Origin of the sequence: Nocardioides terrae (genome assembly GCF_900112345.1) — a bacterium.
GTDB lineage: Bacteria > Actinomycetota > Actinomycetes > Propionibacteriales > Nocardioidaceae > Nocardioides > Nocardioides terrae.
Genome location: NZ_FOLB01000001.1, coordinates 231813 through 252020, shown reverse-complemented (window position 1 = coordinate 252020; position 20208 = coordinate 231813). Strand labels below are relative to the sequence as shown.

At 71.9% G+C, this 20208-nt stretch carries 21 protein-coding genes and 1 tRNA gene; 14 read left to right on the top strand and 8 right to left on the bottom strand.

Going from position 1 to position 20208, the window contains the following annotated elements; translation table 11 throughout:
* The first annotated feature begins 58 nt into the window (after positions 1-58).
* The 4 genes from BM236_RS01230 to BM236_RS18815 all read left to right on the top strand — a co-directional run bounded on the left by BM236_RS01230 (position 59) and on the right by BM236_RS18815 (position 1248).
* A complete protein-coding gene (locus BM236_RS01230) occupies positions 59-268 on the top strand; it encodes a hypothetical protein (protein ID WP_091119265.1) in 210 nt (69 codons plus the stop codon).
* A 148-nt stretch (positions 269-416) separates the two neighbouring features.
* Positions 417-764 carry a WhiB family transcriptional regulator gene (locus BM236_RS01225; protein ID WP_091119924.1) on the top strand — a complete coding sequence of 116 codons (348 nt, stop codon included), beginning with the start codon at positions 417-419 and terminating at the stop codon, positions 762-764.
* Positions 765-808: 44 nt separating this feature from the next.
* Positions 809-973, top strand: coding sequence for a hypothetical protein (locus tag BM236_RS01220; RefSeq protein ID WP_245750064.1), 165 nt, complete (start codon positions 809-811; stop codon positions 971-973).
* Positions 974-1086: 113 nt separating this feature from the next.
* Positions 1087-1248 carry a hypothetical protein gene (locus BM236_RS18815; protein WP_175507491.1) on the top strand — a complete coding sequence of 54 codons (162 nt, stop codon included), beginning with the start codon at positions 1087-1089 and terminating at the stop codon, positions 1246-1248.
* Positions 1249-1275: 27 nt separating this feature from the next.
* On the opposite strand, the gene BM236_RS01215 is transcribed toward BM236_RS18815, so the two are convergent.
* On the bottom strand, positions 1276-2139 hold the full coding sequence (locus BM236_RS01215) for a hypothetical protein (RefSeq protein ID WP_091119260.1): 864 nt from the start codon (positions 2137-2139) through the stop codon (positions 1276-1278).
* 120 nt (positions 2140-2259) lie between these two features.
* Entirely contained in the window at positions 2260-2418 is a 159-nt protein-coding gene (locus BM236_RS18810; protein WP_091119258.1) for a DUF5679 domain-containing protein, read from the bottom strand.
* Between the two features lie 498 nt (positions 2419-2916).
* Here BM236_RS18810 and BM236_RS01205 point away from each other — a divergent pair, with 498 nt between their 5' ends.
* Complete coding sequence (locus tag BM236_RS01205; protein WP_245750063.1) at positions 2917-3957, top strand: PHP domain-containing protein; 1041 nt, start codon at positions 2917-2919, stop codon at positions 3955-3957.
* Between the two features lie 9 nt (positions 3958-3966).
* Entirely contained in the window at positions 3967-4500 is a 534-nt protein-coding gene (locus BM236_RS01200; RefSeq protein ID WP_091119256.1) for a M48 metallopeptidase family protein, read from the top strand.
* Here the strand turns inward: BM236_RS01200 and BM236_RS01195 are convergent.
* On the bottom strand, positions 4447-4992 hold the full coding sequence (locus BM236_RS01195) for an NUDIX hydrolase (protein WP_091119253.1): 546 nt from the start codon (positions 4990-4992) through the stop codon (positions 4447-4449). The genes BM236_RS01200 and BM236_RS01195 overlap by 54 nt on opposite strands.
* Positions 4989-6293, bottom strand: coding sequence for a zinc-dependent metalloprotease (locus BM236_RS01190; protein WP_091119252.1), 1305 nt, complete (start codon positions 6291-6293; stop codon positions 4989-4991). The genes BM236_RS01195 and BM236_RS01190 overlap by 4 nt, the downstream gene beginning before the upstream one ends.
* A 47-nt stretch (positions 6294-6340) precedes the next feature.
* Here BM236_RS01190 and BM236_RS01185 point away from each other — a divergent pair, with 47 nt between their 5' ends.
* Genes BM236_RS01185 through BM236_RS01165 form a run of 5 tightly spaced genes read left to right on the top strand, consistent with a single transcriptional unit; the run spans position 6341 to position 11639 of the window.
* Positions 6341-6769, top strand: a complete 429-nt coding sequence (locus tag BM236_RS01185) for a molybdenum cofactor biosynthesis protein MoaE (RefSeq protein WP_245750062.1) — start codon at positions 6341-6343, stop codon at positions 6767-6769.
* 35 nt (positions 6770-6804) lie between these two features.
* Positions 6805-7035 carry a hypothetical protein gene (locus BM236_RS01180; RefSeq protein ID WP_139229989.1) on the top strand — a complete coding sequence of 77 codons (231 nt, stop codon included), beginning with the start codon at positions 6805-6807 and terminating at the stop codon, positions 7033-7035.
* A 55-nt stretch (positions 7036-7090) separates the two neighbouring features.
* Positions 7091-8158 carry a YlbL family protein gene (locus BM236_RS01175; protein WP_245750061.1) on the top strand — a complete coding sequence of 356 codons (1068 nt, stop codon included), beginning with the start codon at positions 7091-7093 and terminating at the stop codon, positions 8156-8158.
* Positions 8155-8718, top strand: coding sequence for a PPA1309 family protein (locus BM236_RS01170; RefSeq protein WP_091119247.1), 564 nt, complete (start codon positions 8155-8157; stop codon positions 8716-8718). The genes BM236_RS01175 and BM236_RS01170 overlap by 4 nt, the downstream gene beginning before the upstream one ends.
* Complete coding sequence (locus BM236_RS01165) at positions 8715-11639, top strand: UPF0182 family membrane protein (RefSeq protein ID WP_091119244.1); 2925 nt, start codon at positions 8715-8717, stop codon at positions 11637-11639. The genes BM236_RS01170 and BM236_RS01165 overlap by 4 nt, the downstream gene beginning before the upstream one ends.
* Before the next feature lie 218 nt (positions 11640-11857).
* Here BM236_RS01165 and BM236_RS01160 read toward each other — a convergent pair.
* Positions 11858-11934, bottom strand: a tRNA-Met gene (locus BM236_RS01160).
* Between the two features lie 108 nt (positions 11935-12042).
* Positions 12043-13134 (bottom strand): ScyD/ScyE family protein, encoded by a 1092-nt coding sequence (locus tag BM236_RS01155; RefSeq protein WP_091119242.1) that lies wholly within the window; start codon positions 13132-13134, stop codon positions 12043-12045.
* A 181-nt stretch (positions 13135-13315) separates the two neighbouring features.
* Between BM236_RS01155 and BM236_RS01150 the strand changes: the two genes are divergently transcribed.
* Genes BM236_RS01150 through BM236_RS01140 form a run of 3 tightly spaced genes read left to right on the top strand, consistent with a single transcriptional unit; the run spans position 13316 to position 17349 of the window.
* On the top strand, positions 13316-13696 hold the full coding sequence (locus BM236_RS01150; RefSeq protein WP_175507490.1) for an STAS domain-containing protein: 381 nt from the start codon (positions 13316-13318) through the stop codon (positions 13694-13696).
* Positions 13697-13717: 21 nt separating this feature from the next.
* Positions 13718-17089: a SpoIIE family protein phosphatase gene (locus BM236_RS01145; RefSeq protein WP_091119238.1), complete on the top strand. Its 3372-nt coding sequence runs from the start codon at positions 13718-13720 to the stop codon at positions 17087-17089.
* 47 nt (positions 17090-17136) lie between these two features.
* The gene (locus BM236_RS01140) at positions 17137-17349 is read left to right on the top strand and encodes a hypothetical protein (RefSeq protein WP_091119235.1); all 213 of its coding nucleotides are present in this window, start codon (positions 17137-17139) and stop codon (positions 17347-17349) included.
* Here BM236_RS01140 and BM236_RS01135 read toward each other — a convergent pair.
* Together BM236_RS01135 and BM236_RS01130 are read right to left on the bottom strand one after the other, a co-directional pair.
* Positions 17286-18731, bottom strand: coding sequence for an FAD/NAD(P)-binding protein (locus BM236_RS01135; protein ID WP_245750060.1), 1446 nt, complete (start codon positions 18729-18731; stop codon positions 17286-17288). The genes BM236_RS01140 and BM236_RS01135 overlap by 64 nt on opposite strands.
* 31 nt (positions 18732-18762) lie before the next feature.
* Positions 18763-20181, bottom strand: coding sequence for a serine/threonine-protein kinase (locus tag BM236_RS01130; protein ID WP_091119234.1), 1419 nt, complete (start codon positions 20179-20181; stop codon positions 18763-18765).
* Between the last annotated feature and the right edge of the window lie 27 nt (positions 20182-20208).

Below are 20208 nucleotides of genomic sequence, written 5' to 3'. Positions count from 1 at the left end.
GCGCACTGTGGAGTTGGCAGCTTCGCGCGCACGATCCCTCGAAGGAGGTGGCAGCAACATGAACAGCAACCTGATCCAGCAGACGACTGACATCCAGTCGTCCATCGGCATGTCCGGCTACCACCACACCTTTGCCCCGTGCGCCGACGCGGCTCGCTTCGCCGTGCGCACCGTCGATCTCGCCCAGGGAGAGGTGGCTCTCAAGCCGGCCACCACCCGCAAGGGCTGGGTTCGTGGGACCTACGCCTGGAGACCACCGTCCGTCTGATCGTCAGACGACCGGCAGCCTCCAGGCCGCGGAACCCGAACCCCGGGATCCGCGGCCTTTCTGTTTTCCGCGACAAGGCCGAATCCCTAGTTCAGCGCCACAACGTCAAGAAGAACAAGCGATCAGGAAAACACAGGAGGTGAACGAGATGACCACCAGCGTTCTCGACCGCGCCGACCAGGCGTTCGAGGCTGGGCTGGACACTGTCCTGGACCCCACCTTGGGTCTGCTGCACGACAGTGCCGGCAAGGTCGACGACGAGCTGCTGCCCTGCCGGGCCAACAACCCGGAGCTGTGGTTCGCCGAGTCCCCGAGCGACGTGGAGTTCGCGAAGGCACTGTGCCGCGACTGCCCCGTCCAGACGATGTGCCTCGACGGAGCGCTCGCGCGACGTGAGCCGTGGGGCGTGTGGGGCGGTGAGCTGTTCCTCCAGGGAACGGTGATCCCCCGCAAGCGCCCGCGCGGTCGCCCGCGGAAGCACCCCATCGTCGCCTAGCACCACCACGACCCATGACCCTTTTCCGAAACAGGAGCACGAAGATGATCAGCTTGCAGGAAGACCTGGCGCGCGCGCAGATGGCCGCGCGCCTGGGAGAGGCGCAGGAGATGCGGCGCGGCCACCAGCTGGCCCGCGCCCGCCGGCTCAGCCGCAAGGCGGAGCAGGCAGCTCAGCAGGCGCGCCTGGCCCTCGCCCGCGCTCTGTAGAGACAGAGAGGCACACCGGGGACACCTCCCCGGCACCCTGATCGCGGGTGTGTGACACGAACGGCCCGTCCGTCCCACTTGGGGCGGGCGGGCCGTTCTGCTTTCCTGGTCCTGTGCTGAGCTGTGACTTCTGCGGGCGGACCGCGTCGGAGGGTGCGGAGACGCTCACCTGGACGACGGCCGTCGAGCACGGCGTCCGCAAGACCTTCTGCGAGGCCTGCTCGCGCGAGCACCTGCGCGCGATGGAGGGCAAGCTCGACTCCGAGTGGTGGTGAGCGAGCGCCCGGCGCACGGGCGCCGGGTCAGCCCCGCGCCTCCGGCTCCTCGGCGAGCACCACGTCCCACGCGCACCCGCAGAGCGGGTGCCGCGGCCAGCGGCGGACCTCGGGCGCGCCCGACGGGCCGAGCAGGAGGGACGTCGACCAGGTTGTCGGCACGTCGCCGTCGACGTAGGACACGATCTCTCGCACAGCGAGGGCCAGCGCGGCGGTCTGCAGTGTCGGCGAGACCGGCACGGGCGCCGAGGACCGGGCGAGCTGGTCGGCGACGACCGCGCGGCGAGGGTCGCGCTCGGCCCGCGCCGCGTCGACACAGCGCACACAGGCGGTCTGGCCGGGTGAGACGAACGGGCCGACCTCCCACCCCGTCGGCAGACCGCTGACCACCAGGTGCGGCCGACCGCCCTGCAACAGGTCGTCGAGGCGCCCTCGCCGCACCGCCCCGCGGGCCAGCACCAGGACGACCGAGGCGGCGTTCGTGACCGGCCTGACGCCCTCGGACCGCAGCATGGCGGCCAGCGTCTCGGAGACGTCGGCGGGCGCGTCGACGGACACTCGTGCGAGGCGGCGCGCGGCGACCCTGCCCGGCGCCGAGACGCCGTGCACCGCAGCCAGCCGCGTCTCCAGCGCCGAGGCGGGCAGTCGCACCAACAGACCGGCCCGGTGCAGGCCGTCCAGCGCCCGCATCGCCAGGAGCGACGAGGGCGGCTCCCACGCCGCGTCCGGATCGGCGAGCAGCGACAGCAGGCGGCGTACGTCGGGGGAGTCGGTGAGGACGACGCGGGCCGGTGCGTCCAGGCCGACCTGGAGGTGCTGGTCGTCGAAGCGGGCGACCTGCCATCCGGGCCGCAGGAGCGGGCGTCCGGCCTCGTCGATGGGCGCGCTCATGTCCGGAGGCTGCCACGGATCGATCAGGAGGCGCGGCCGTCATCCACAGGAGACGCAGAAGACGGCGGCGCCGCCCGGATCACCGGGCGACGCCGCCGTCGAAAGCTCAGGCCGGGTGGATCAGGCCTTGCCGAGGATGCGGTTGAGGTTGGTGCCGCACACGGGGCAGACGGCCTTCGCCATCTTGGTGCCCTTGTCGTTCACCTTGACCTCACCGGTCGCCTCGCGCTTCTCCTTGCACTTCACGCAGTAGAACTCGCCGCTCCATGACTCCGCCATGACGGCCTCCTTCTCTATGTCTCACGAATGGTCGTCGCGACGGGGATTGATGCAGGGAAGCCCGCCGTGATCCCGCGGCGCACTGACCGCGGGGCCCGCCTCGACCTTACGGCACACAGCGCCCCGATCCACACTGCGGCCACGCTCAGCGTCCGGCGTGTCGCGCTGGGGCGGGCCACGCTCAGCCCGAGCGGCGACCCGGCCGGGGACATGAGGAGACCCCCGGTGCCTGGATCGTCCTTCGCCTTCCCCTTGCGAAGGCCGTCCGGCGGCGCCGGGGGTCTCATCTGCGGAGAAACCTTAGGAGCGGCCCCGCGGGTGGTCAACGCGGAGGATCCCCACCCTGTGGGCGAACCTGTGGACAGCATGCGGATAACCTGGGCGGGACCGTGGACAACGTCGGGAAAGCCGTGGGGACAACGATCTCGAGGGGCGACGGATCGCCCTCGTGACCAGCGACGATGTCTTTCCACGGGGTGTGGAGGAAAAATAGTGGCCGTGAACTCCGGCGTGTCGCCCTCCCGAGGCCCCGTCGCGACCCTGCGCCGCATCGCGTTCCTGCTCGAGCGGGCCCGTGCCGACACCTACAAGGTCAAGGCGTTCCGCACCGCTGCCGCAGCCCTGCTGCCGCTGGGCGAGGACGAGATCTCCGCCCGTGCCGGCGCGGGCACGCTGACCGACCTGGCCGGCGTCGGCGCCAGCACGGCGAAGGTGGTCGCCCAGGTCGTGGCCGGGGAGATCCCGGAGCGGCTGACCAGCCTCGAGGAGGAGTACGGCGGCGAGCTGACGTCCGGTGGCGCCGACCTGCGCCAGCGGTTGAGGGGAGACCTGCACTCGCACTCGGACTGGTCCGACGGGGGCTCTCCGATCGAGGAGATGGCGTTCACCGCCATGGAGCTGGGCCACGACTACCTGGTGCTGACCGACCACTCGCCACGGCTCACCATCGCGCACGGGCTCAGTGTCGACCGGCTCGGACGGCAGCTCGCCGTGGTCGATGCCCTCAACGAGCACCTGGACGGCGGATTCACCCTCCTCAAGGGCATCGAGGTGGACATCCTCGACGACGGCTCGCTCGACCAGACCGACGCGATGCTGGCCCGGCTCGACCTGCGCGTGGCGAGCGTCCACTCCAAGCTCAAGATGGATCCCGCCGAGATGACCGCGCGGATGATCGCCGCCATCGGCAACCCCTTCACCAACGTCCTCGGCCACGTCACCGGGCGGCTGGTGACCGGCAACCGCGGCACCCGCCCGGGCAGCACGTTCGACGCGCGTCGGGTCTTCGAGGCCGCGGCCGAGCACGGGGTCGCCGTCGAGATCAACAGCCGCCCCGAGCGCCGTGACCCGCCGACGAAGCTGCTCGAGCTGGCTCGCGACATCGGCTGCCTGTTCTCCATCGACTCCGACGCCCACGCGCCCGGCCAGCTGGACTTCCAGATCTACGGCTGCGAGCGCGCCGAGGCGGCCGGCATCGACCCCGAGCGCATCGTCAACACCTGGCCGAAGGAGCGCCTGCTCGACTGGGCGCGGCGCTAGGGTCCGAGCATGGCGAGGGCGAACGTAGAGGTGCGGCGCAGCAAGCGGCGCCGGCGTACCGTCTCCGCCTATCGCGACGGCGATCGCATCGTCGTGCTCGTCCCCGCCTCCCTCTCCGCGAAGGAGGAGGCCGAGTGGGTGGACTCGATGGTCGCCCGCCTGGAGAGGCAGGAGCGCCGCCTCAAGCCGAGCGACGAGGACCTGCTCAAGCGGGCGCTATCGCTCAGCGACCGCTACTTCGGCGGCATCGCCATCCCCGAGTCGGTGCGCTGGGTCGGCAACCAGAACGCCCGCTGGGGGTCGTGCACGCCGGGAGACCGGACGATCCGGCTCAGTGAGCGGCTTCAGGGGATGCCGTCCTGGGTCCTCGACTACGTGCTCGTGCACGAGCTCGCCCACCTCTTCGAGCCGTCCCACGACGCCCGGTTCTGGGGGTGGGTCGACCGCTTCCCGCAGGCCGAGCGGGCCAAGGGCTACCTGCTGGGCTGGTCAGCGGCCGCCAAGATCGAGCCGCCGCACGGCGAGGGCGACGAGCTCGACTAGGTCGGGGTCGGGGTCGGGCAGGTCGGCCGCCGGCCACCAGCGCACGTCCAGCGACTCGGTCGAGGTGGTGGGTACGCCGTCCGCAGGTGCGACGGCGAGGAACCGCACGTCGAGGTGGTGCACGCCCGGGCCGCAGAACTCCACCGCGTGGTCGCTGAGCTGGACCGGCGCCGGGTCGAGGTCGAGGGCCAGCCCGGACTCCTCGCGTGCCTCCCGGGTCGCCGCGGCCAGCACGGAGGAGTCGCCCGGCTCGAGGTGGCCGCCGAGCTGGAACCAGCGCTGCGCCTTGCGGTGGTGGGTCAGCAGGACGGAGCCGCCGTCGGCGGAGAGCACGACTGTCGATGCGGTGAGGTGGTGCGGCCGGTCCTCGCGGAACACTCCGGGCGGGTGGGTGAGCAGGTAGTCGGCGTACCGCTGACGCAGGACCTCCTGGCCGGGCGTGGGGGCCGGCCAGGAGGCGAGCAGGTCGAGCGCGTCCTCGTGGAGCGTCACTCGGTGTCGGGGCCGTCGAGCAGCCTGCGCAGCTCGGCGTCGAAGTCGTCCTCGGAGAGGGCCTCGGGCTGGTCGGCGCCCTCGCGGAAGCCCAGCGGGTCGTCGAGGTCGGCCGCCGTGGGCAGCAGGGCCGGCGACATCCACACACCGTCGCGCGCCTCGGCGCCCTGGCGTGCCCGCAGCGCGCCCCACAGCGTCGACGCGTCACGCAGCCGCCGCGGCCGCAGCTCCAGGCCCACCAGGGTCGCGAAGGTCTGCTCGGCGGGGCCGCCCGCCGCCCGGCGGCGGCGGAACGCCTCCTGCAGCTTGGCCGCGGCCGGCATCCGCTCCTTGGTCGCCTCGCCGACGATCTCGTCGACCCAGCCCTCGACCAGAGCGAGCACGACCTCGAGCCGCTCCAGGGCCGCCTGCTGGGCGGGGGAGTCGGGCATCTCGAAGAGCGAGCCGTTCTCGAAGAGCTGCTGCAGCGACTGCGGGTCGGCCGGGTCGACGCCGCGCATCTGCTCCTCGACCTGCTGCTGGATGTTGCCGAGGTTGACCTCGACGCCGCGGGCGTAGTCGGTGACGGCGCCGATCACGTGGTCGCGCAGCCAGGGAACGCCGGCGAAGAGGCGCTGGTGCGCGGCCTCGCGCAGGGCGAGGTAGAGCAGCACGTCGTCCTCGGAGACGTCCGGGAGGCCCTCGGCGAAGGCGTGCACGTTGGTCGGCAGCAGCGCGGCCCGGCCGGGCGCGGCGAGCGGTACGCCGATGTCGGAGACCGACAGCACCTCGCTCGCCAGGCCACCGAGGCCGGAGCCTGCCTGGTTGGCGATCAGCGCGCCCACGGCCTTGCCGAGGAAGCCCATCATCGGGCCGGCCATCGCCTGCATCTCCTCGGGCAGCTGGCCGCTCATCGCGTTGACCGAGGAGGCGGCCACCGGCTCGACCAGGACCTTCCACACGTCGACGGTGTTGACCAGCCACTCCGCCCGGCTCCACGCCTGGGCCGTCGCGATCCCGGACGGGAACGAGGTGGTGCCGTCCAGCCAGTGGTCGGCCAGACGCAGGGCGTCGGCCACCGCCCCCTTCTGCCGGTCCGTCGGCGTGGGGTCGGGGGACTGGGCGGCGCTCTTGCGGGCGATGTCGAGCGCGACGTCCCAGTTGAGCGGGCCGTCGTACGGCTGCATCAGCGACTGCATCTGCGCGAAGAGCGAGGAGAGGTCCGGAACTCCGCCGCCGGGCATGCCGCCGCCGGTGAAGAACGCCTCGAAAGGGGTGCCCTTGAACGGGTTGTCGCCCGGGTCACCAGGGTTCTCAGCCATGGGTCCAACGGTACGCGGCACACCCACGCGCGCCTAAGGTGATCGTTGTGACCCATCCTGCAGTCCGGCTCGCCGAGATCCGCGAGACGCCGCTCGACGTCGACGAGGTCGTGAAGGTCCTCGACGACGACGCCTCGGGCGGGCTGACGCTCTTCGTCGGCCGGGTCCGGGACCACGACGGCGGCAAGGGCGTGACCGGGCTGACCTACGACGCCCACCCGACCGCGCTCGACCGGCTGGTCGACGTCTGCGAGCGGGTCGCGCGCGACCACGACGTCAACGGCGTCGCCGCCGTCCACCGCACCGGGGACCTGGCGATCGGTGACATCGCCGTCGTCGTCGCCACCACGTCGGGGCACCGCGGCGACGCCTTCGCCGCGAGCCGGGCGCTCATCGACACGCTCAAGGACGAGGTGCCGATCTGGAAGCACCAGCGCTTCACCGACGGCACCGACGAGTGGGTCGGCGCGCCGTAGCCGCCAGCGGGTCGCGCTGAAATAGCCTGGGGCGCGTGGACATCCTGCTCTGGCTCGTGCCGTCCGCCGTCGTGACGGTCCTGGCGATGCTGTGGGTCGCCTGGTGGGGGCGCGAGGGCCGCGGCGACGTCGACCGCGAGACGGCCGTGCGCCGGATGGGCGAGGCGCTGAGCCGTCCCGCGCAGCCCGGGGTCGTCGTACGCCGGCCGCCGCGTGAGCGCTCCACCGGCGTCGCGGTCCGCGCGCCGCGGGACCGGGCGTCCTGAGCGCAGGCCCGGACCTCTCAGGTGCCGCTTGGCATCGCATGGGAGGGTTGGCGCCGTGAAGAAGGCCACCTCGATGACCCAGCGGACGATCGCGGGTCTCGTCGCGGTGCCGCTGGTGATCGCGCTCCTGGTGGTGGCATGGCTCAGCCCGCTGCCTTACGTGGTCTACCGGCCCGGTGTGACCGTCGACGTGCTCGGCAAGAGCGACGGCAAGCCGATCATCGACGTCGAGGGTCACCAGGTCTTCCGCGACGACGGCCAGCTGCGCATGACGACGGTCTCGGTGAGCCGCCCGGACACGAAGGTCCGGCTGCCCGAGCTGCTCGGCGCGTGGGTCAGCAAGAAGGACGCCGTCTATCCGTGGGACGCCGTCTACCAGACCGGCACGAGCGACAAGGAGAGCCGGCAGGAGGGCGCCGCGCAGATGGCCTCCTCCCAGGACGTGGCCACCGCCGTCGCCCTGCACGAGCTCGGCCAGGACGTCCCGGAGGTCGTCACGATCGCCGACGTCGGCAAGGGCGAGCCGGCGGACGGGAGGCTCAAGCCGCGTGACGTCCTCGTGAGCATCGACGGCGCGGCGGTGACGAGCACCGACCAGGGCATCGGCCTGATCCGGAAGACGCCGGCCGGCCAGCCGCTCGACCTGCTGGTGCGCCGGGACGGCAAGGAGATGCACGTCAGCGTCACGCCCACCGACCACGACGGCACGCCGCGGATCGGGGCGACGGTCGGCGCCGGCTACGACTTCCCCTTCGACGTCTCCATCGGGATCGACCCGGCGATCGGCGGCCCGAGCGCGGGCCTGATGTTCAGCCTCGCCATCTTCGACGTCCTCACGCCCGGCTCCCTGACCGGTGGCCAGAAGATCGCCGGCACCGGCGAGATCGAGCCCGATGGCAGCGTCGGCCCGATCGGGGGGATCCAGCAGAAGATCGCAGCCTCCGACCGCGACGGCGCGCGCTTGTTCCTGGTCCCGAAGGACAACTGCGACGAGGCCGTCGGCGCCGCCCGGGGTGACGTGAGACTGGTGGAGGTGACGACCATGCACGACGCCGTGACGTCCGTCGAGACGTGGACGAAGGATCATGACGCGAAGCTGCCGACCTGCGGAGGGGGATCATGAGCCTCGACATCACTGACATCGACCCGGCCCTGGCGGCCGCCGTCCTGGAGCTGGAGACGCACGCCAGCGGGCAGGGGTGGGACCAGCCGGCGACGCTCTACGCCCTCGTCGACACCGCGTCGCTCGTCGCCAAGGAGCCCGCCCTGGCCGCGCTCATGGGCCTCGACGACGCCTCGGCGCAGGGGAGCCTGACGCCCGTCGAGCAGGAGCAGCTCACCCGCCCCCTCGAGGAGGCGCTCCCGACGATCATCTGGCCCGACGGCGTGGTCGGTTGTGCAGCGGTCGTCGAGCGGCTCGTGCTGCCGCCGGGCGTGGACGCCGACATCCCTGCGGACCCGGCTGCGGCCGACGCGTTCGCGCGCCAGCACCCGGACCGCCAGGACGTGCGGATGGTCGTCGGCGTGACCCGCGCCGGGGCGTCGTACTGCGCCCTGCGCCTGCGGACCCATGACACCCCGGAGGAGGTCGTCGCGGGCGACGACCTCGTCCCGCAGCTCGTCGAGCTCCTGCGCGGCACGCTCGAGGACGACGGCGCCGAGGCGGAGGACGGTCAGGCGTGAGCGAGCTCTTCGACGACGACCCGCGCGACAGCCCGCCGCGCAGCGGCTCGGGGCGCACCCGGGCGCTCGTCATCACGGCCGTGGCGCTCGCCGTCGCGCTGTTCCTGCTGACGACCTTCGCCTCGCTGTGGACCGACCACCTGTGGTTCGACCGGATGGGCTACGGCAGCGTGTTCACCCGGCTGTTCCGGGTGCGCGCCGGCCTGTTCCTCGTCTTCGGCCTGATCATGGGCGGCGCGGTCGCCGCGACGATCATGGCTGCCTACCGCAGCCGACCGCTCATCCAGCCCGCCGCGGGCGACAACGGCCTGGAGCGCTACCGCGACGCGGTGAACCCGATCCGCACGTGGCTGCTGGTCGGCGTGGCCGTCATCGCGGGGGTGTTCGCGGGCGCCTCGGGGGCCGGCAAGTGGCGCACCTACCTGCTGTGGCGCAACGGCGGTGACTTCGGCCAGGACGACCCCTACTTCGGCAAGGACATCGGGTTCTACGTCTTCGACCTGCCGTGGTGGCACCTCCTGGTCAACTTCGTGATGGCCGCGTCCGTCGTGGCGCTGCTGCTCTCCCTCCTGGTCCACTACCTGTACGGCGGCATCCGTCTGCAGTCCCAGCGCGACCGCGTCTCCCCGGGCGCGCAGGTGCAGCTCTCCACGCTGATCGCCATCTTCGTGCTCGCCAAGGCGGCCGACTACTGGCTCGATCGCTACGACCTCGTCCACGGCGACGGGCCGAAGATGACCGGCATCTCGTTCACCGACGACCGCGCCGTGCTGCCGGCGAAGGCGATCCTGGCCGGGATCGCTGTCATCTGCGCGGTGCTGTTCCTCGTCAACATCTGGCGCCGGACGTGGCTGCTGCCCGGCGTCGGCGCCGCCCTGCTGCTCATCTCCGCGATCCTGCTCGGGCTGATCTGGCCGGCGATCGTGCAGGGCTTCCAGGTGCGCCCCTCGCCGGACAAGGAGATCCCCTACCTTGCCAAGAACATCGACGCGACGCGGCAGGCCTACGCGATCGACGACTCGAAGGTGATGGTCCAGAACTACACCGCACAGGCGAACGCCTCCGGGCCGGCCTCGCTCGCCCAGGACCTCGACGCGCAGGTCGCGTCGGCGCCGCTCGTCGACCCGCTGCTGGTGCACGACCTCTTCGAGGAGAGCCAGCAGGAGCGCAGCTACTACAGCCTCGCGGAGCCGCTGGACGTCGACCGCTACGACATCGGCGGGAAGGACCGCGCCCTCGTCCTCGGGGTGCGCGAGCTGGACCAGAGCGGCATCGACCCCAAGGACCGCAACTGGACCAACCTGCACACGACCTACACCCATGGCTCGGGCGTGATCGCCGCCTACGCCAACCAGCGGCCGCTCGACGACTCCGGCGAGAGCGAGTCGATCCAGTGGGCGCAGGGCAACCAGGGTGCGCAGAACGACCTGGTCGAGAACGGGCCGGGCCAGTTCGAGCAGCGCGTCTACTTCGGTGAGCAGGCGACCACCTACGCCGTCGTCGGCCGACCCGACGGTGCCTCGCCCGTCGAGCTGGACCTGGCCGAGTCGGGCGAGGACGCGGAGACCCACACGACGTATGACGGGCGGGGTGGTGTGCCGATCGGGTCGACGTTCCGTCGGCTGATGTACGGCATCAAGTTCGGCTCGTCCAGCTTCCTGCTCTCCGGGCGGATGAACGAGAACTCCGAGGTGCTCTACAACCGCACGCCGCGCCAGCGGGTGGAGAAGGTCGCGCCGTGGCTGACGCTCGACGACGACGCCTATCCCGTGGTCGTCGACGGCCGGATCCAGTGGGTGCTCGACGGCTACACGACGACCGACCACTACCCGGGCTCGGAGAAGGACTCCTTCCAGGAGATGACCGACGACGTCCTCCAGCAGAACACCGGCCTGCGCACGCTGCCGACCGACCAGATCAACTACATGCGCAACGCCGTGAAGGCCACCGTCGATGCCTACGACGGCACCGTCCGGCTCTACGCCTGGGACGAGTCGGACCCGATCCTGCACGCGTGGTCGAAGGCGTTCCCCGGAACCGTGCTGCCCCGGTCGGCGATCCCCGACGACCTGCTGCCACACCTGCGCTACCCGGAGGACCTGTTCAAGGTCCAGCGCTTCCAGCTCGCGAAGTACCACGTGACCGACGCCCGCGCGTTCCTGCAGGGCTCCGACTGGTGGCAGGTGCCGACCGACCCGGCCACGCCGGGAGAGCACCTGATGGCGCCCTACCGGATGTTCCTCGACGAGACGGGCTCGGACAAGGAGGTCTGGTCGCTCTCCACGACCTTCACGCCGAACGGCCGCAACAACCTCTCGGCGGTCATGACGGTCAACTCCGACGCCACCTCGCCGGAGTACGGCACGATGGAGGTGCTCGAGCGCCCCGACCAGCAGACGCAGGGCCCGGGCCAGGTGTTCTCCAACCTGAAGAACGACTCGGCCATCTCGAGCGCGCTGCTCCCGTACCAGGGGACCGGTTCCTTGGTGACCTACGGCAACCTGCTGACCATCCCGACGACGTCGCACGGCCTGATGTACGTCATGCCCGTCTACGCCAAGCAGGGCACGTCGTCGCCGTACCCCGTGCTCGCCTACGTGCTCGTCTCCTACGACAACCATCTCGGCTACGGCAAGACGCTGCAGGCCGCGATCACGTCGGCGCTGAAGTCGACGGGTACGCCTCAGACGCCCACTCCGACCAGTCCGCCGTCGCCGAACCCGAGCGGCTCGCCGACGCCCACGCCCAGCGGCAACCCCAACGGGAACGCCGAGCAGCGGGCGCGCGCGCTGCTCGACGAGGCGCAGACCCTCTTCACGCAGGCCGATGCCGCCGGCAAGGCCGGTGACTTCGCCAAGCGCGAGGAGCTGCTCGAGCAGGCCCAGGACAAGGTCGCGCAGGCGGTCGCGCTGCTGGAGTGACGCGGGAGGGGCACGTGCTTGCTCCCTAGCCTCCGCCATGCCGTCCGCGCCGCCCCCGAGCGCCCGGCAGCCGCTCCACGCGTGCCACCAGCCCGACACGCCGAGACGGCTGCGTGTCGCGGCCGGGGACCTGCAGCGAGGGGTCGCGCAGCCTCGGCGCATCACAGCGGGTCGGAAATGCAGGAAGTCCCGGACCTGATGGTCCGGGACTCCCTGTGTGGTAGCGGGGACAGGATTTGAACCTGTGACCTCTGGGTTATGAGCCCAGCGAGCTACCGAGCTGCTCCACCCCGCGTCGCTGAACAGAACATTACAGGTGGGGTGGGTTAACCCCAAATCGGGGTCGTCCGCGCAACGAGGGGGCCGCCGTGGACGGCCCCCTCGTCACCTGGTGCGGGAGTGCTCAGCGGCGGTAGCGCACCACCTTGCCGCCGGGCGCGGCCGGCGGTGCGCTCGGGTCTCCGGCGCCGACGAGGACGTCGGTGGTCGCGTAGAGCCGACCCCGCCAGTCCAGCGCACCGGGCATGTTGACCTTCGCGAAGGTGCGGGCGCGATGGGTGCCGTGCTTGACCTTCGAGATCATCCCGCCGAAGAGCTGGGAGACGAAGGCGTCGCCGCGGCCGTTGATGGCCAGGCCGACCGGACCGAACAGCGAGCCGACCACCTGGTGGGCCTTCTTGCCGCGGATCCGGTAGAGGGCGCCGAGCGGCATCATCTCGCCGAGTCCGCCGCCCTCGGTGGTGACGTAGAGCGAGCCGTTGGGAGCCTTCTCGACGTCGGTCGGCACCGGCTCGCTGTAGTAGGTCAGGCCCACCGCGCACGCGGGGATCCCGGCGCCGGCGGCCAGCTCAGCGGTGATCTTCACCGCCGCAGGCGGCAGCACGGCGACGGTCCTGATCCGGTGCTTGCGCACGGCGAGGATCGCGTTCATGGCCGCATCGGCGACGTAGACCGTCCGACCGCTCTGCCAGGTCGCGTAGGGGTGGGAGTCCTTGAGACCCTGGTGCACGGCGGGGCCGGCCTGCTCGACAGGCCACTGACTGGCGCACTCCCCGCTGATCCCGCGGGCGCCGTAGAGAACCCTGGCGTCGGGGTTCTTCTTGTTCTCGTAGGCGCGCACGTGAGCGAGGGTGCGGGCCTTGCCCCGGCGGGTGAGCACCTTGACCCACGAGTCGGCCGGGTTGCCCTGCGGGTCGCTGGCGGTCTCGGTGAAGACCACACGCCCGTTGTGGGCGGAGACGCCGCCGACCTCGTTGCCGTTGGCCGCGCGGTAGAGCACCTTGGGCGCCTTGCCGCGTCTGACCTTCGCGAGCATGCCGGCGAAGTTCTGGGTGAAGTAGGTGGTGCCGTCGGTGTCGACGGCCAGGCTGAGCGGGCTCAGCAGGCCATCCGCGAGGGTTCGGTGACGGCCGGCCGCCTCGGCTTGGGGTACGCCGGCCAAGCCGGCGGTGAGAGTGAGCGCCGCGACGCTCGCAATCGTCTGGAGTCTCCGCATCGAGCTGCCTCCTTGCAGGGGAATGGGTATCCGACCCACGCTCAGATCGCCTCGCCGCTCGCACGGCCGCCGAGTCGGGGAAATCGCCAGGATCGGGTAGGCGTCAGTCGGCGCGGAGAACGTGCACAATGACCTCAGTCCGGGTAACGGGCTCTCGTTCGCCGCCTTCCGAGGAGTCTCCGTGTCGCCTGCCGAGTCCGACCCCACCCCCGACGAGGCGCTCTCGTTCGACGTGTCGATCGGGGAGCGGGCCTGCGTCATCTCGGCCACGGGTGACATCGACATCACCACCGCGGAGCGCTTGCGGACCAGGCTGCTCGAGCTGGCCGACGAGGGTCACGTCAACCAGGTGCTCGCGTTCGAGGGCGACGTCTTCCTCGACTCGGTCGGTCTCGGCGCGCTGGTCTCGATCAGGCGACGGCTGCACGTCCTCGGGGGCGCACTGGTCCTTGCGTGCAGCAACGACGTCGTCCTCCGCCTGCTGAGGCTGACGAGCCTCGACAAGGTGGTCGCGGTCCACCCGACGGTCGAGGAGGCGCTCGACCGGGAGTTCGCGGGCTAGCCCGAGCCGACCGGGCCAACCATGACGACCACCTCGATGCGGGAGACGCTGCGCGCGGCCGGCCGGGTCGGCCGCGACCTCGCCGACGTCGACTGGGCGGCGACTGCGCTGGGCGACCCGGACGAGTGGTCGCAGAGTCTGCGCAGCGCCGTGCAGATCGTGCTCGGCTCGCGCTTCCCGATGTGGATGGCGTGGGGTCCCGACCTCACCTTCATCTGCAACGACGCCCACCGCCACGACAGCCTGGGCACCAAGTACCCCTGGGCGCTCGGCCGGCCGGCCCGCGAGGTGTGGTCGGAGGTGTGGTCGTCCGTCGAGCCCCGGGTGGCTCTGGCGATGGCCGGCGAGTCCACCTGGGACGACTCGCTGCAGCTCTTCCTCGAGCGGTCCGGCTACCTCGAGGAGACCTACCACACGCTCTCCTACTCACCGCTGACCGACGACGACGGTGTGATCAAGGGGCTGCTCTGTGTCGTCGCCGAGGTCACCGAGCAGGTGGTCGGCGAGCGCCGCGCCAGCACCCTGCGGGACCTCGGCATCCGCGTCTCCACCGCCGAGACGGTCGCCGACGCCGTACGCGCGGGCTGTGACCACCTGGCCTTCAACCAGGGGTCGCTGCCGTGGGTCGCGGCCTATCTCTTCGACGGTGACGGCAGCGCGTCCTTGGCCGGTACGTCGGGCATCGACCCGGGCCATCCGGCGGCGCCCCGGCGCATCGAGGCGGGCGATGCCGACCCGGTCTGGCCCGTGGGACGGCTGGCCGAGGGGTCCCGCGTGACCGTCGACGCCATCGACGAGCGCTTCCCTGACCTGCCGACGGGGGTCTGGCGGCTGCCGCCGGAGAAGGCGGTGCTCGTCCCGCTGCCGCGCCCGATGAACGCGACGCCCTACGGCTTCCTGGCCCTCGGAGCGAACCGGCACCGGCCCGTCGACGGGAGCTTCTTCGACTTCGCCGACCTGATCGCAGGGCACTTCTCGGCCGCCATCACCGACGCGCGCGCGATGGAGCAGGAGAAGGAGCGCTCCGAGGCGCTCGGCCGGCTCGACGAGGCGAAGTCGGACTTCCTCGCCAACGTCAGCCACGAGCTGCGCACGCCCCTCACCCTGCTGCTCGGGCCCGCCGAGGATGCCCTGGCGGACGAGCGGCACCCGCTGGACGACACCCAGCGCACCCGGCTCCAGGTCATCGCGCGCAACGGCAGCCGGATGCTCGGCCTCGTCAACACGCTGCTCGACTTCTCCCGCCTCGACGCGTTGCGGGACGAGTCGACCTTCCAGCCCACCGACCTGCTGCGCTACACCGCCGAGCTGGCCAGCATGTTCGAGAGCGCCGCGGACAGGGCCGGCCTGCGGCTCGCCGTGACCGGCACGCTGGAGGGCGAGACGTACGTCGACCGCGGCCACTGGGCCAAGATCGTCCTCAACCTGCTCTCCAACGCCTTCAAGTTCACCTTCGAGGGCGGGATCACCGTGAGCGTGGACCGTGAGGGGGACGCCGACGGCGACCGTGCCGTCCTGCGGGTCTCCGACACGGGGACCGGCATCCCCGAGGAGGAGCTGCCGCGGCTCTTCGAACGGTTCCACCGGGTCCGCCGCGCCGCCTCGCGCAGCATCGAGGGCTCCGGGGTCGGCCTGGCGCTGGTCGCCCAGCTCGCGGACCTCCACGGGGGCGAGGTCGAGGTCCGGAGCCGGTTGGGTGAGGGGAGCACCTTCACGGTCAGGATCCCGTTCGGCCACGACCACCTGCCCGCCGAGCAGGTGGCCGACTCCACCGACGACCTCGGGTGGCCGGTCCCCGGTCAGTCGATCGTCGAGGACACCGTCCGCTGGCTGGAGGCCGGGGCGGAGGCGCCACACGAGGTCGTCGGGCACGGGGCCGAGCACGGGCCAGAGCACGGGGGCGAGCGCGCCACCGTGCTGGTCGTCGACGACAACGACGACATGCGCACCTACGTCGCCGACCTGCTCGCCGAGGACTACGTCGTGCTCACCGCCACCGACGGGATCGAGGCGCTGGAGCTGCTGGCCGAGCGGCCGGTCGACATCGTCGTCTCGGACGTGATGATGCCGCGCCTGGGCGGGTTCGGCCTGTTGGCTCGGATGAAGCAGGACGCCCGCCTGGCCGGCGTACCCGTCGTGATGCTGTCGGCCCGGGCCGGCGAGGACGGCATGGCCGACGGACTGGAGGCGGGCGCCGACGACTACCTGGTGAAGCCGTTCGCAGCGCGCGAGCTGCTCGCGCGGCTGCGCGTGCAGCGCCGGATGATCCAGCTCCAGCACGCCGCGGCGGCGGCCGAGCGCCACGCCGTCGCCCGCGACCGCGCGATCGCCGAGGAGCTGCAGCACAGCCTGCTGCCCGACGTCGAGCCGCACTCCGAGGCGCTCGAGGTGGCCACCTTCTACCGCCCCGGCGTAGAAGGCATGCAGGTCGGCGGCGACTGGTACGACGTCATCGCGCTCGGCGGCGGCCGGACCGCGCTGGTGATCGGTGACGTCATGGGCCGTGGCGTGCGCGCCGCGTCGGTGATGGGTCAGATCAAGGCGGCTGTGCGCGCCCTGGCCCGGCTCGACCTCACGCCCGGCGAGGTCGTCGAGAACCTCGACGCGATCGTGCAGGAGGTCGCTCCCGAGGGCATCGTCACGTGCGTCTACGGCGTCTACGACGACACCGATCGCTCGCTCAGCTATGCCAACGCCGGTCACGTCCCGCCGATCCTGGTCCGTCCGGACGGGACGACCGCGCAGCTCTCGGTGGACGGGCCGCCGCTCGGGTCGGGGTACGTCGGCTTCGCGACGCGTCGCGTCGAGCTGCCCGTCGGCGGGCTCCTCACCGTCTACACCGACGGGCTCGTGGAGCGGCGCGGCGTCGACCTCGGCGCGCGGATCGAGGCCCTCGAGACGGCACTCGTGGACCTGCGCGGCCGGCCCGTCGCCGACCTGCCCGAGACCCTCGTCGAGCTGCTCGCGCACGGGGCCAACGACGACGTGGCGCTGGCCGTGGTCAAGGTGCACGACTCCGGCAGCCAGCTGATGAGGGTGTCCCTGGAGGAGGAGCCGGCCTCGGTGGCGCGGGCCCGCCGCGCCGTCGCTGCGCAGCTGCAGCGGTGGCAGCTGCCGCAGCGGATCGTGGCCGACCTCGAGCTGATCACCAGCGAGCTCGTCACGAACTCGGTGCGGCACGCGCGCGGCCCCTACGAGCTGCGCCTGCGCCACGTCCCCCACGAGGTCCTGATCGAGGTCGTCGACGCCACGCCGCTGCGGCCGCGACGACGCCGGGTCGACCGCGATTCCGAGAGCGGGCGCGGGCTGACCATCGTCGAGGCCGTCGCCGACCGGTGGGGGAGCCGCAGCACCTCCGAGGGCAAGGTCGTCTGGGCGGCCCGGACCTTCTGACGCGCGGCCGACGGTTGCGCGCCGTCGCGAGAGGGTACGACCTCCCCATGCGGGGACTCATCGGACTGATCGTGCTGATCTGGTTGCTGATCGGGGCGTTCGCGGCCTACCAGCGTGACTACTTCAGCGGTGACGACGACGTCAGCTGCAAGGACGTCGGTGACACCGCCCTCACCATCGTGGCGGGGCCGCTCAACTACTTCGGCGTCAACCCCAAGGTCGACTGCTCGAAGGTGGACGTTCCCGAACCGTCCAGCTGATCGGACAGGATCGCGGCGACACCCGCGGCCTGGGCGCGGATCTCGGGGATGGCCGTCGACTCCCACAGCGTGCCCTTGCGAGCCGGGCCGACCGTGAACAGCCCGCCGACGACGCCGCCGTCGATCCCGACCACGCGGCCGTCGAGCGTCGTGTCGAGGCCGAGTGCGAGCGGGTCAGGCGCGATCAGCCCGCTGTCCCGCAGCGCCACGAGCAGCGGGTCCGTCGCGCGGCCGAGGTCCGAGAGCGGCCCGGTGCAGTTCACCACCGCATCGACCTCGGAAGCCGGGCCGCCCGGCGCCGTCGAGACGGCACATCGCGCCCCGAGGTCGGTGGTTGTGTGCAGGGCGCCCGACGCGACGGTGAGCCGGCCCTCGAAGCGGTAGCGCGCCAGCCGGAGCGCGACCTCGGGGGCCATCCGGTGCCGACGTACCTCCCACTCGCGGTCGTAGACCGACAGGAAGCGTCGACGCTCCGGCAACGGCAGCCGTCGCCAGATGTCCTGGGTATGCGGCCGGAGGCCGTCGACGACGTTGCGCCAGTTCACCCCGAGGTGGCGCGCTGCCTCGCACTCGGCCCTGACCGCGGCGGCGAGCAGGTCGGCGGTGAGGGGGCCGGCGGGCACCTTGGTCACCCACGCGGTGTGCTGCTGCTCGACGTGGGGCTTGGGCAGGATCCCGCTCCGGCTGACCAGGGAGACCCGGCGGCGGGGGCCGTCCTCCAGCAACGTGATAGCCGTGTCGATCGCGGTCAGGCCGGTGCCGATGACGAGGACGCGCGCGTCGGCGGGCAGGGTGCGCAGACGGCCGAGATCCCACGGGTTCGCCAGGTGCCAGGGCGCCTCGGCGAGCGGCTCGCCGGATGCGTCGCGCAGGGGCGCGGGCCGCTGGTTGCCGAGGCAGAGCACGACGGCGTCGGCGCGGCTGCGGCTCCGCTCGGTGACGATCTCGAAGCCGCCGGCCGGGTCGGAGTCGGAGCCGGGGTCGGTGCGCACGATGTCGGTCACCCGGCCGGCCCGGATGCGCAGCCGGTCGTCCGCGACGTCGGTGAGCCGGTCCTGCAGGTAGATCGCGAAGTCCGCGCGGGGCAGGAAGCCCTGCGGGTCGTCGCTGCGACCGGTCCGCAGCGCCCAGTCGAGGAGGTCGCCGGGTGAGTCCGGGAAGGCGCTCATGTGCCGGGCGCGGACGTTGAGCAGGTGGCGCTGGTCGTTGGTGCCGTAGGCGACGCCGCGCCCGACCACGCCGCTCGCCTCGTGGATCACGACCTCGAGGCCGGGGTCGTCGGAGCGGGCGAGCAGGTTGACGGCGGTGAGCACGCCGCTCGCGCCACCGCCGATCACGGCGATGCGGTGGCGGGTCCGGTGAGGGAGGGCGTCGATCGTCACGGGTTTAGTCTACTAGATCGGTCTGGTTTGATCACTTCGGCTCGCCGTCGATGAGGTAGTGGCCGGCCCCGTCGTAGACCAGCTGGAGCCGTACGTCGTCGGATCCGCCGCTCACCTTCTTCTTCGGTCCGGCGTAGTCGACGTGGTAGCTCACCGTCAGCTCCTCGGGGTCCGCCCGGATCCCGCTCGGGGTGGCCTGGTGGACGTGCTTCCAGAAGGAGTCGTAGCCGGCGTACCCGCCCGACGCCTGCTGGAAGGACGGGGTCAGCATCGCGAAGGCCGCTCGGGTGTCGCTGGTAACGGTCGTGAGGTAGCCGCGCAGGAACGACGTCATCTCCTCGGCGGTCGGCTTCGCGGCCTGGGTGGTCGAGGTCTGCGGTGTGCCGGTGGCGCCCTTCGCCGGGCCCGACGTCGACGTCGACGTGGCCGAGGGCTCGTTGTTCGGGGAGCGGGACCGGCTGAGCAGCCAGCCGCCGAGCACCAGGACGAGGATCAGGACCGCTGCCATGACCGGCCAGACCAGGCGGGACCGGGCCGCCGGTGCACGCCGGGCAGGCCGAGCGGGCCGGGCGGCGGTCGGCGTCTCGGGCAGAACCTGGGTGCTGTCGGGCCCGTCGGTCGGGAGCGGGAGCGATGCGCCGGGCGGCGCCGTGGCGACGGTGTCGAGGAAGTCGCACACCTGCGCTGCGGTCCAGCGGCTCGCCGGGTCCTTGACCATCGTGGCCGCGAGCACCGTGCCGAGCGGCCCGGATCCGGCCGGCAGCCGCGGCGGGTCGTCGTGCACGATCCGGACCAGCCCGGCGACCACGTTGTCACCCAGCTCGTACGGCGTCCGGCCGGTGACCGCCTGGAAGAGCGTGCCGCCCAGCGACCACATGTCGCTGGCCGGCGTGGCCGTCGTCCCGGAGGCCACCTCGGGCGCGAGGTAGGCCGGCGACCCGGTGAGGATGCCGGTCGCCGTCAGCGTGTCGTCGGCGTCACCGCGGGCGATGCCGAAGTCGGTGAGCTTGGTCGTCCCGTCGAGCGCGACGATGAGGTTCGACGGCTTCACGTCGCGGTGCACGATGCCGGCCGCGTGCGCCACGCGGAGCGCCTCGGCCGCCTGCCGGATGATCGCCGCCGCCTCGTCGAGCGGCAGCCCGTCGCGGAGGGCCGCGAGCCGGGAGAGGGTCGTGCCCTCGACGTACTCCATCACCAGCCAGCGGGTGTCGTCGTCCTCCGCGAGGTCGAAGACGGTGACCACGTTGGGATGGCTGAGCCGGGCGGCGAGCTGGGCCTCGCGCTCGGCCCGCACCCGGCTCTGGACCCCCTCGAAGTGGCCGAGCCGCTTCAGCGCGACGTCCCGGCCGAGCAGCTCGTCGTGGGCCAACCAGACTGCGCCCATGCCGCCCCGGCCGACCTCGCGGATCAGGCGGTAGCGACCCGCGACGGGCTCGGACTCGACGGTCATCACACTCTCCAGCCTGCCAAACGACCG

What these genes read in the sequence shown, in the direction of transcription:
- BM236_RS01230 (WP_091119265.1), top strand. Translation starts at nt 59, where the DNA reads ATGAACAGCAACCTGATCCAGCAGACGACTGACATCCAGTCGTCCATC.
- BM236_RS01130 (WP_091119234.1), bottom strand. Translation starts at nt 20,181, where the DNA reads ATGACCGTCGAGTCCGAGCCCGTCGCGGGTCGCTACCGCCTGATCCGC.
- BM236_RS01215 (WP_091119260.1), bottom strand. Translation starts at nt 2,139, where the DNA reads ATGAGCGCGCCCATCGACGAGGCCGGACGCCCGCTCCTGCGGCCCGGA.
- BM236_RS01155 (WP_091119242.1), bottom strand. Translation starts at nt 13,134, where the DNA reads ATGCGGAGACTCCAGACGATTGCGAGCGTCGCGGCGCTCACTCTCACC.
- BM236_RS01145 (WP_091119238.1), top strand. Translation starts at nt 13,718, where the DNA reads ATGACGACCACCTCGATGCGGGAGACGCTGCGCGCGGCCGGCCGGGTC.
- BM236_RS01190 (WP_091119252.1), bottom strand. Translation starts at nt 6,293, where the DNA reads ATGGCTGAGAACCCTGGTGACCCGGGCGACAACCCGTTCAAGGGCACC.
- BM236_RS01140 (WP_091119235.1), top strand. Translation starts at nt 17,137, where the DNA reads ATGCGGGGACTCATCGGACTGATCGTGCTGATCTGGTTGCTGATCGGG.
- BM236_RS18810 (WP_091119258.1), bottom strand. Translation starts at nt 2,418, where the DNA reads ATGGCGGAGTCATGGAGCGGCGAGTTCTACTGCGTGAAGTGCAAGGAG.
- BM236_RS01170 (WP_091119247.1), top strand. Translation starts at nt 8,155, where the DNA reads ATGAGCCTCGACATCACTGACATCGACCCGGCCCTGGCGGCCGCCGTC.
- BM236_RS01200 (WP_091119256.1), top strand. Translation starts at nt 3,967, where the DNA reads ATGGCGAGGGCGAACGTAGAGGTGCGGCGCAGCAAGCGGCGCCGGCGT.
- BM236_RS01220 (WP_245750064.1), top strand. Translation starts at nt 809, where the DNA reads ATGATCAGCTTGCAGGAAGACCTGGCGCGCGCGCAGATGGCCGCGCGC.
- BM236_RS01225 (WP_091119924.1), top strand. Translation starts at nt 417, where the DNA reads ATGACCACCAGCGTTCTCGACCGCGCCGACCAGGCGTTCGAGGCTGGG.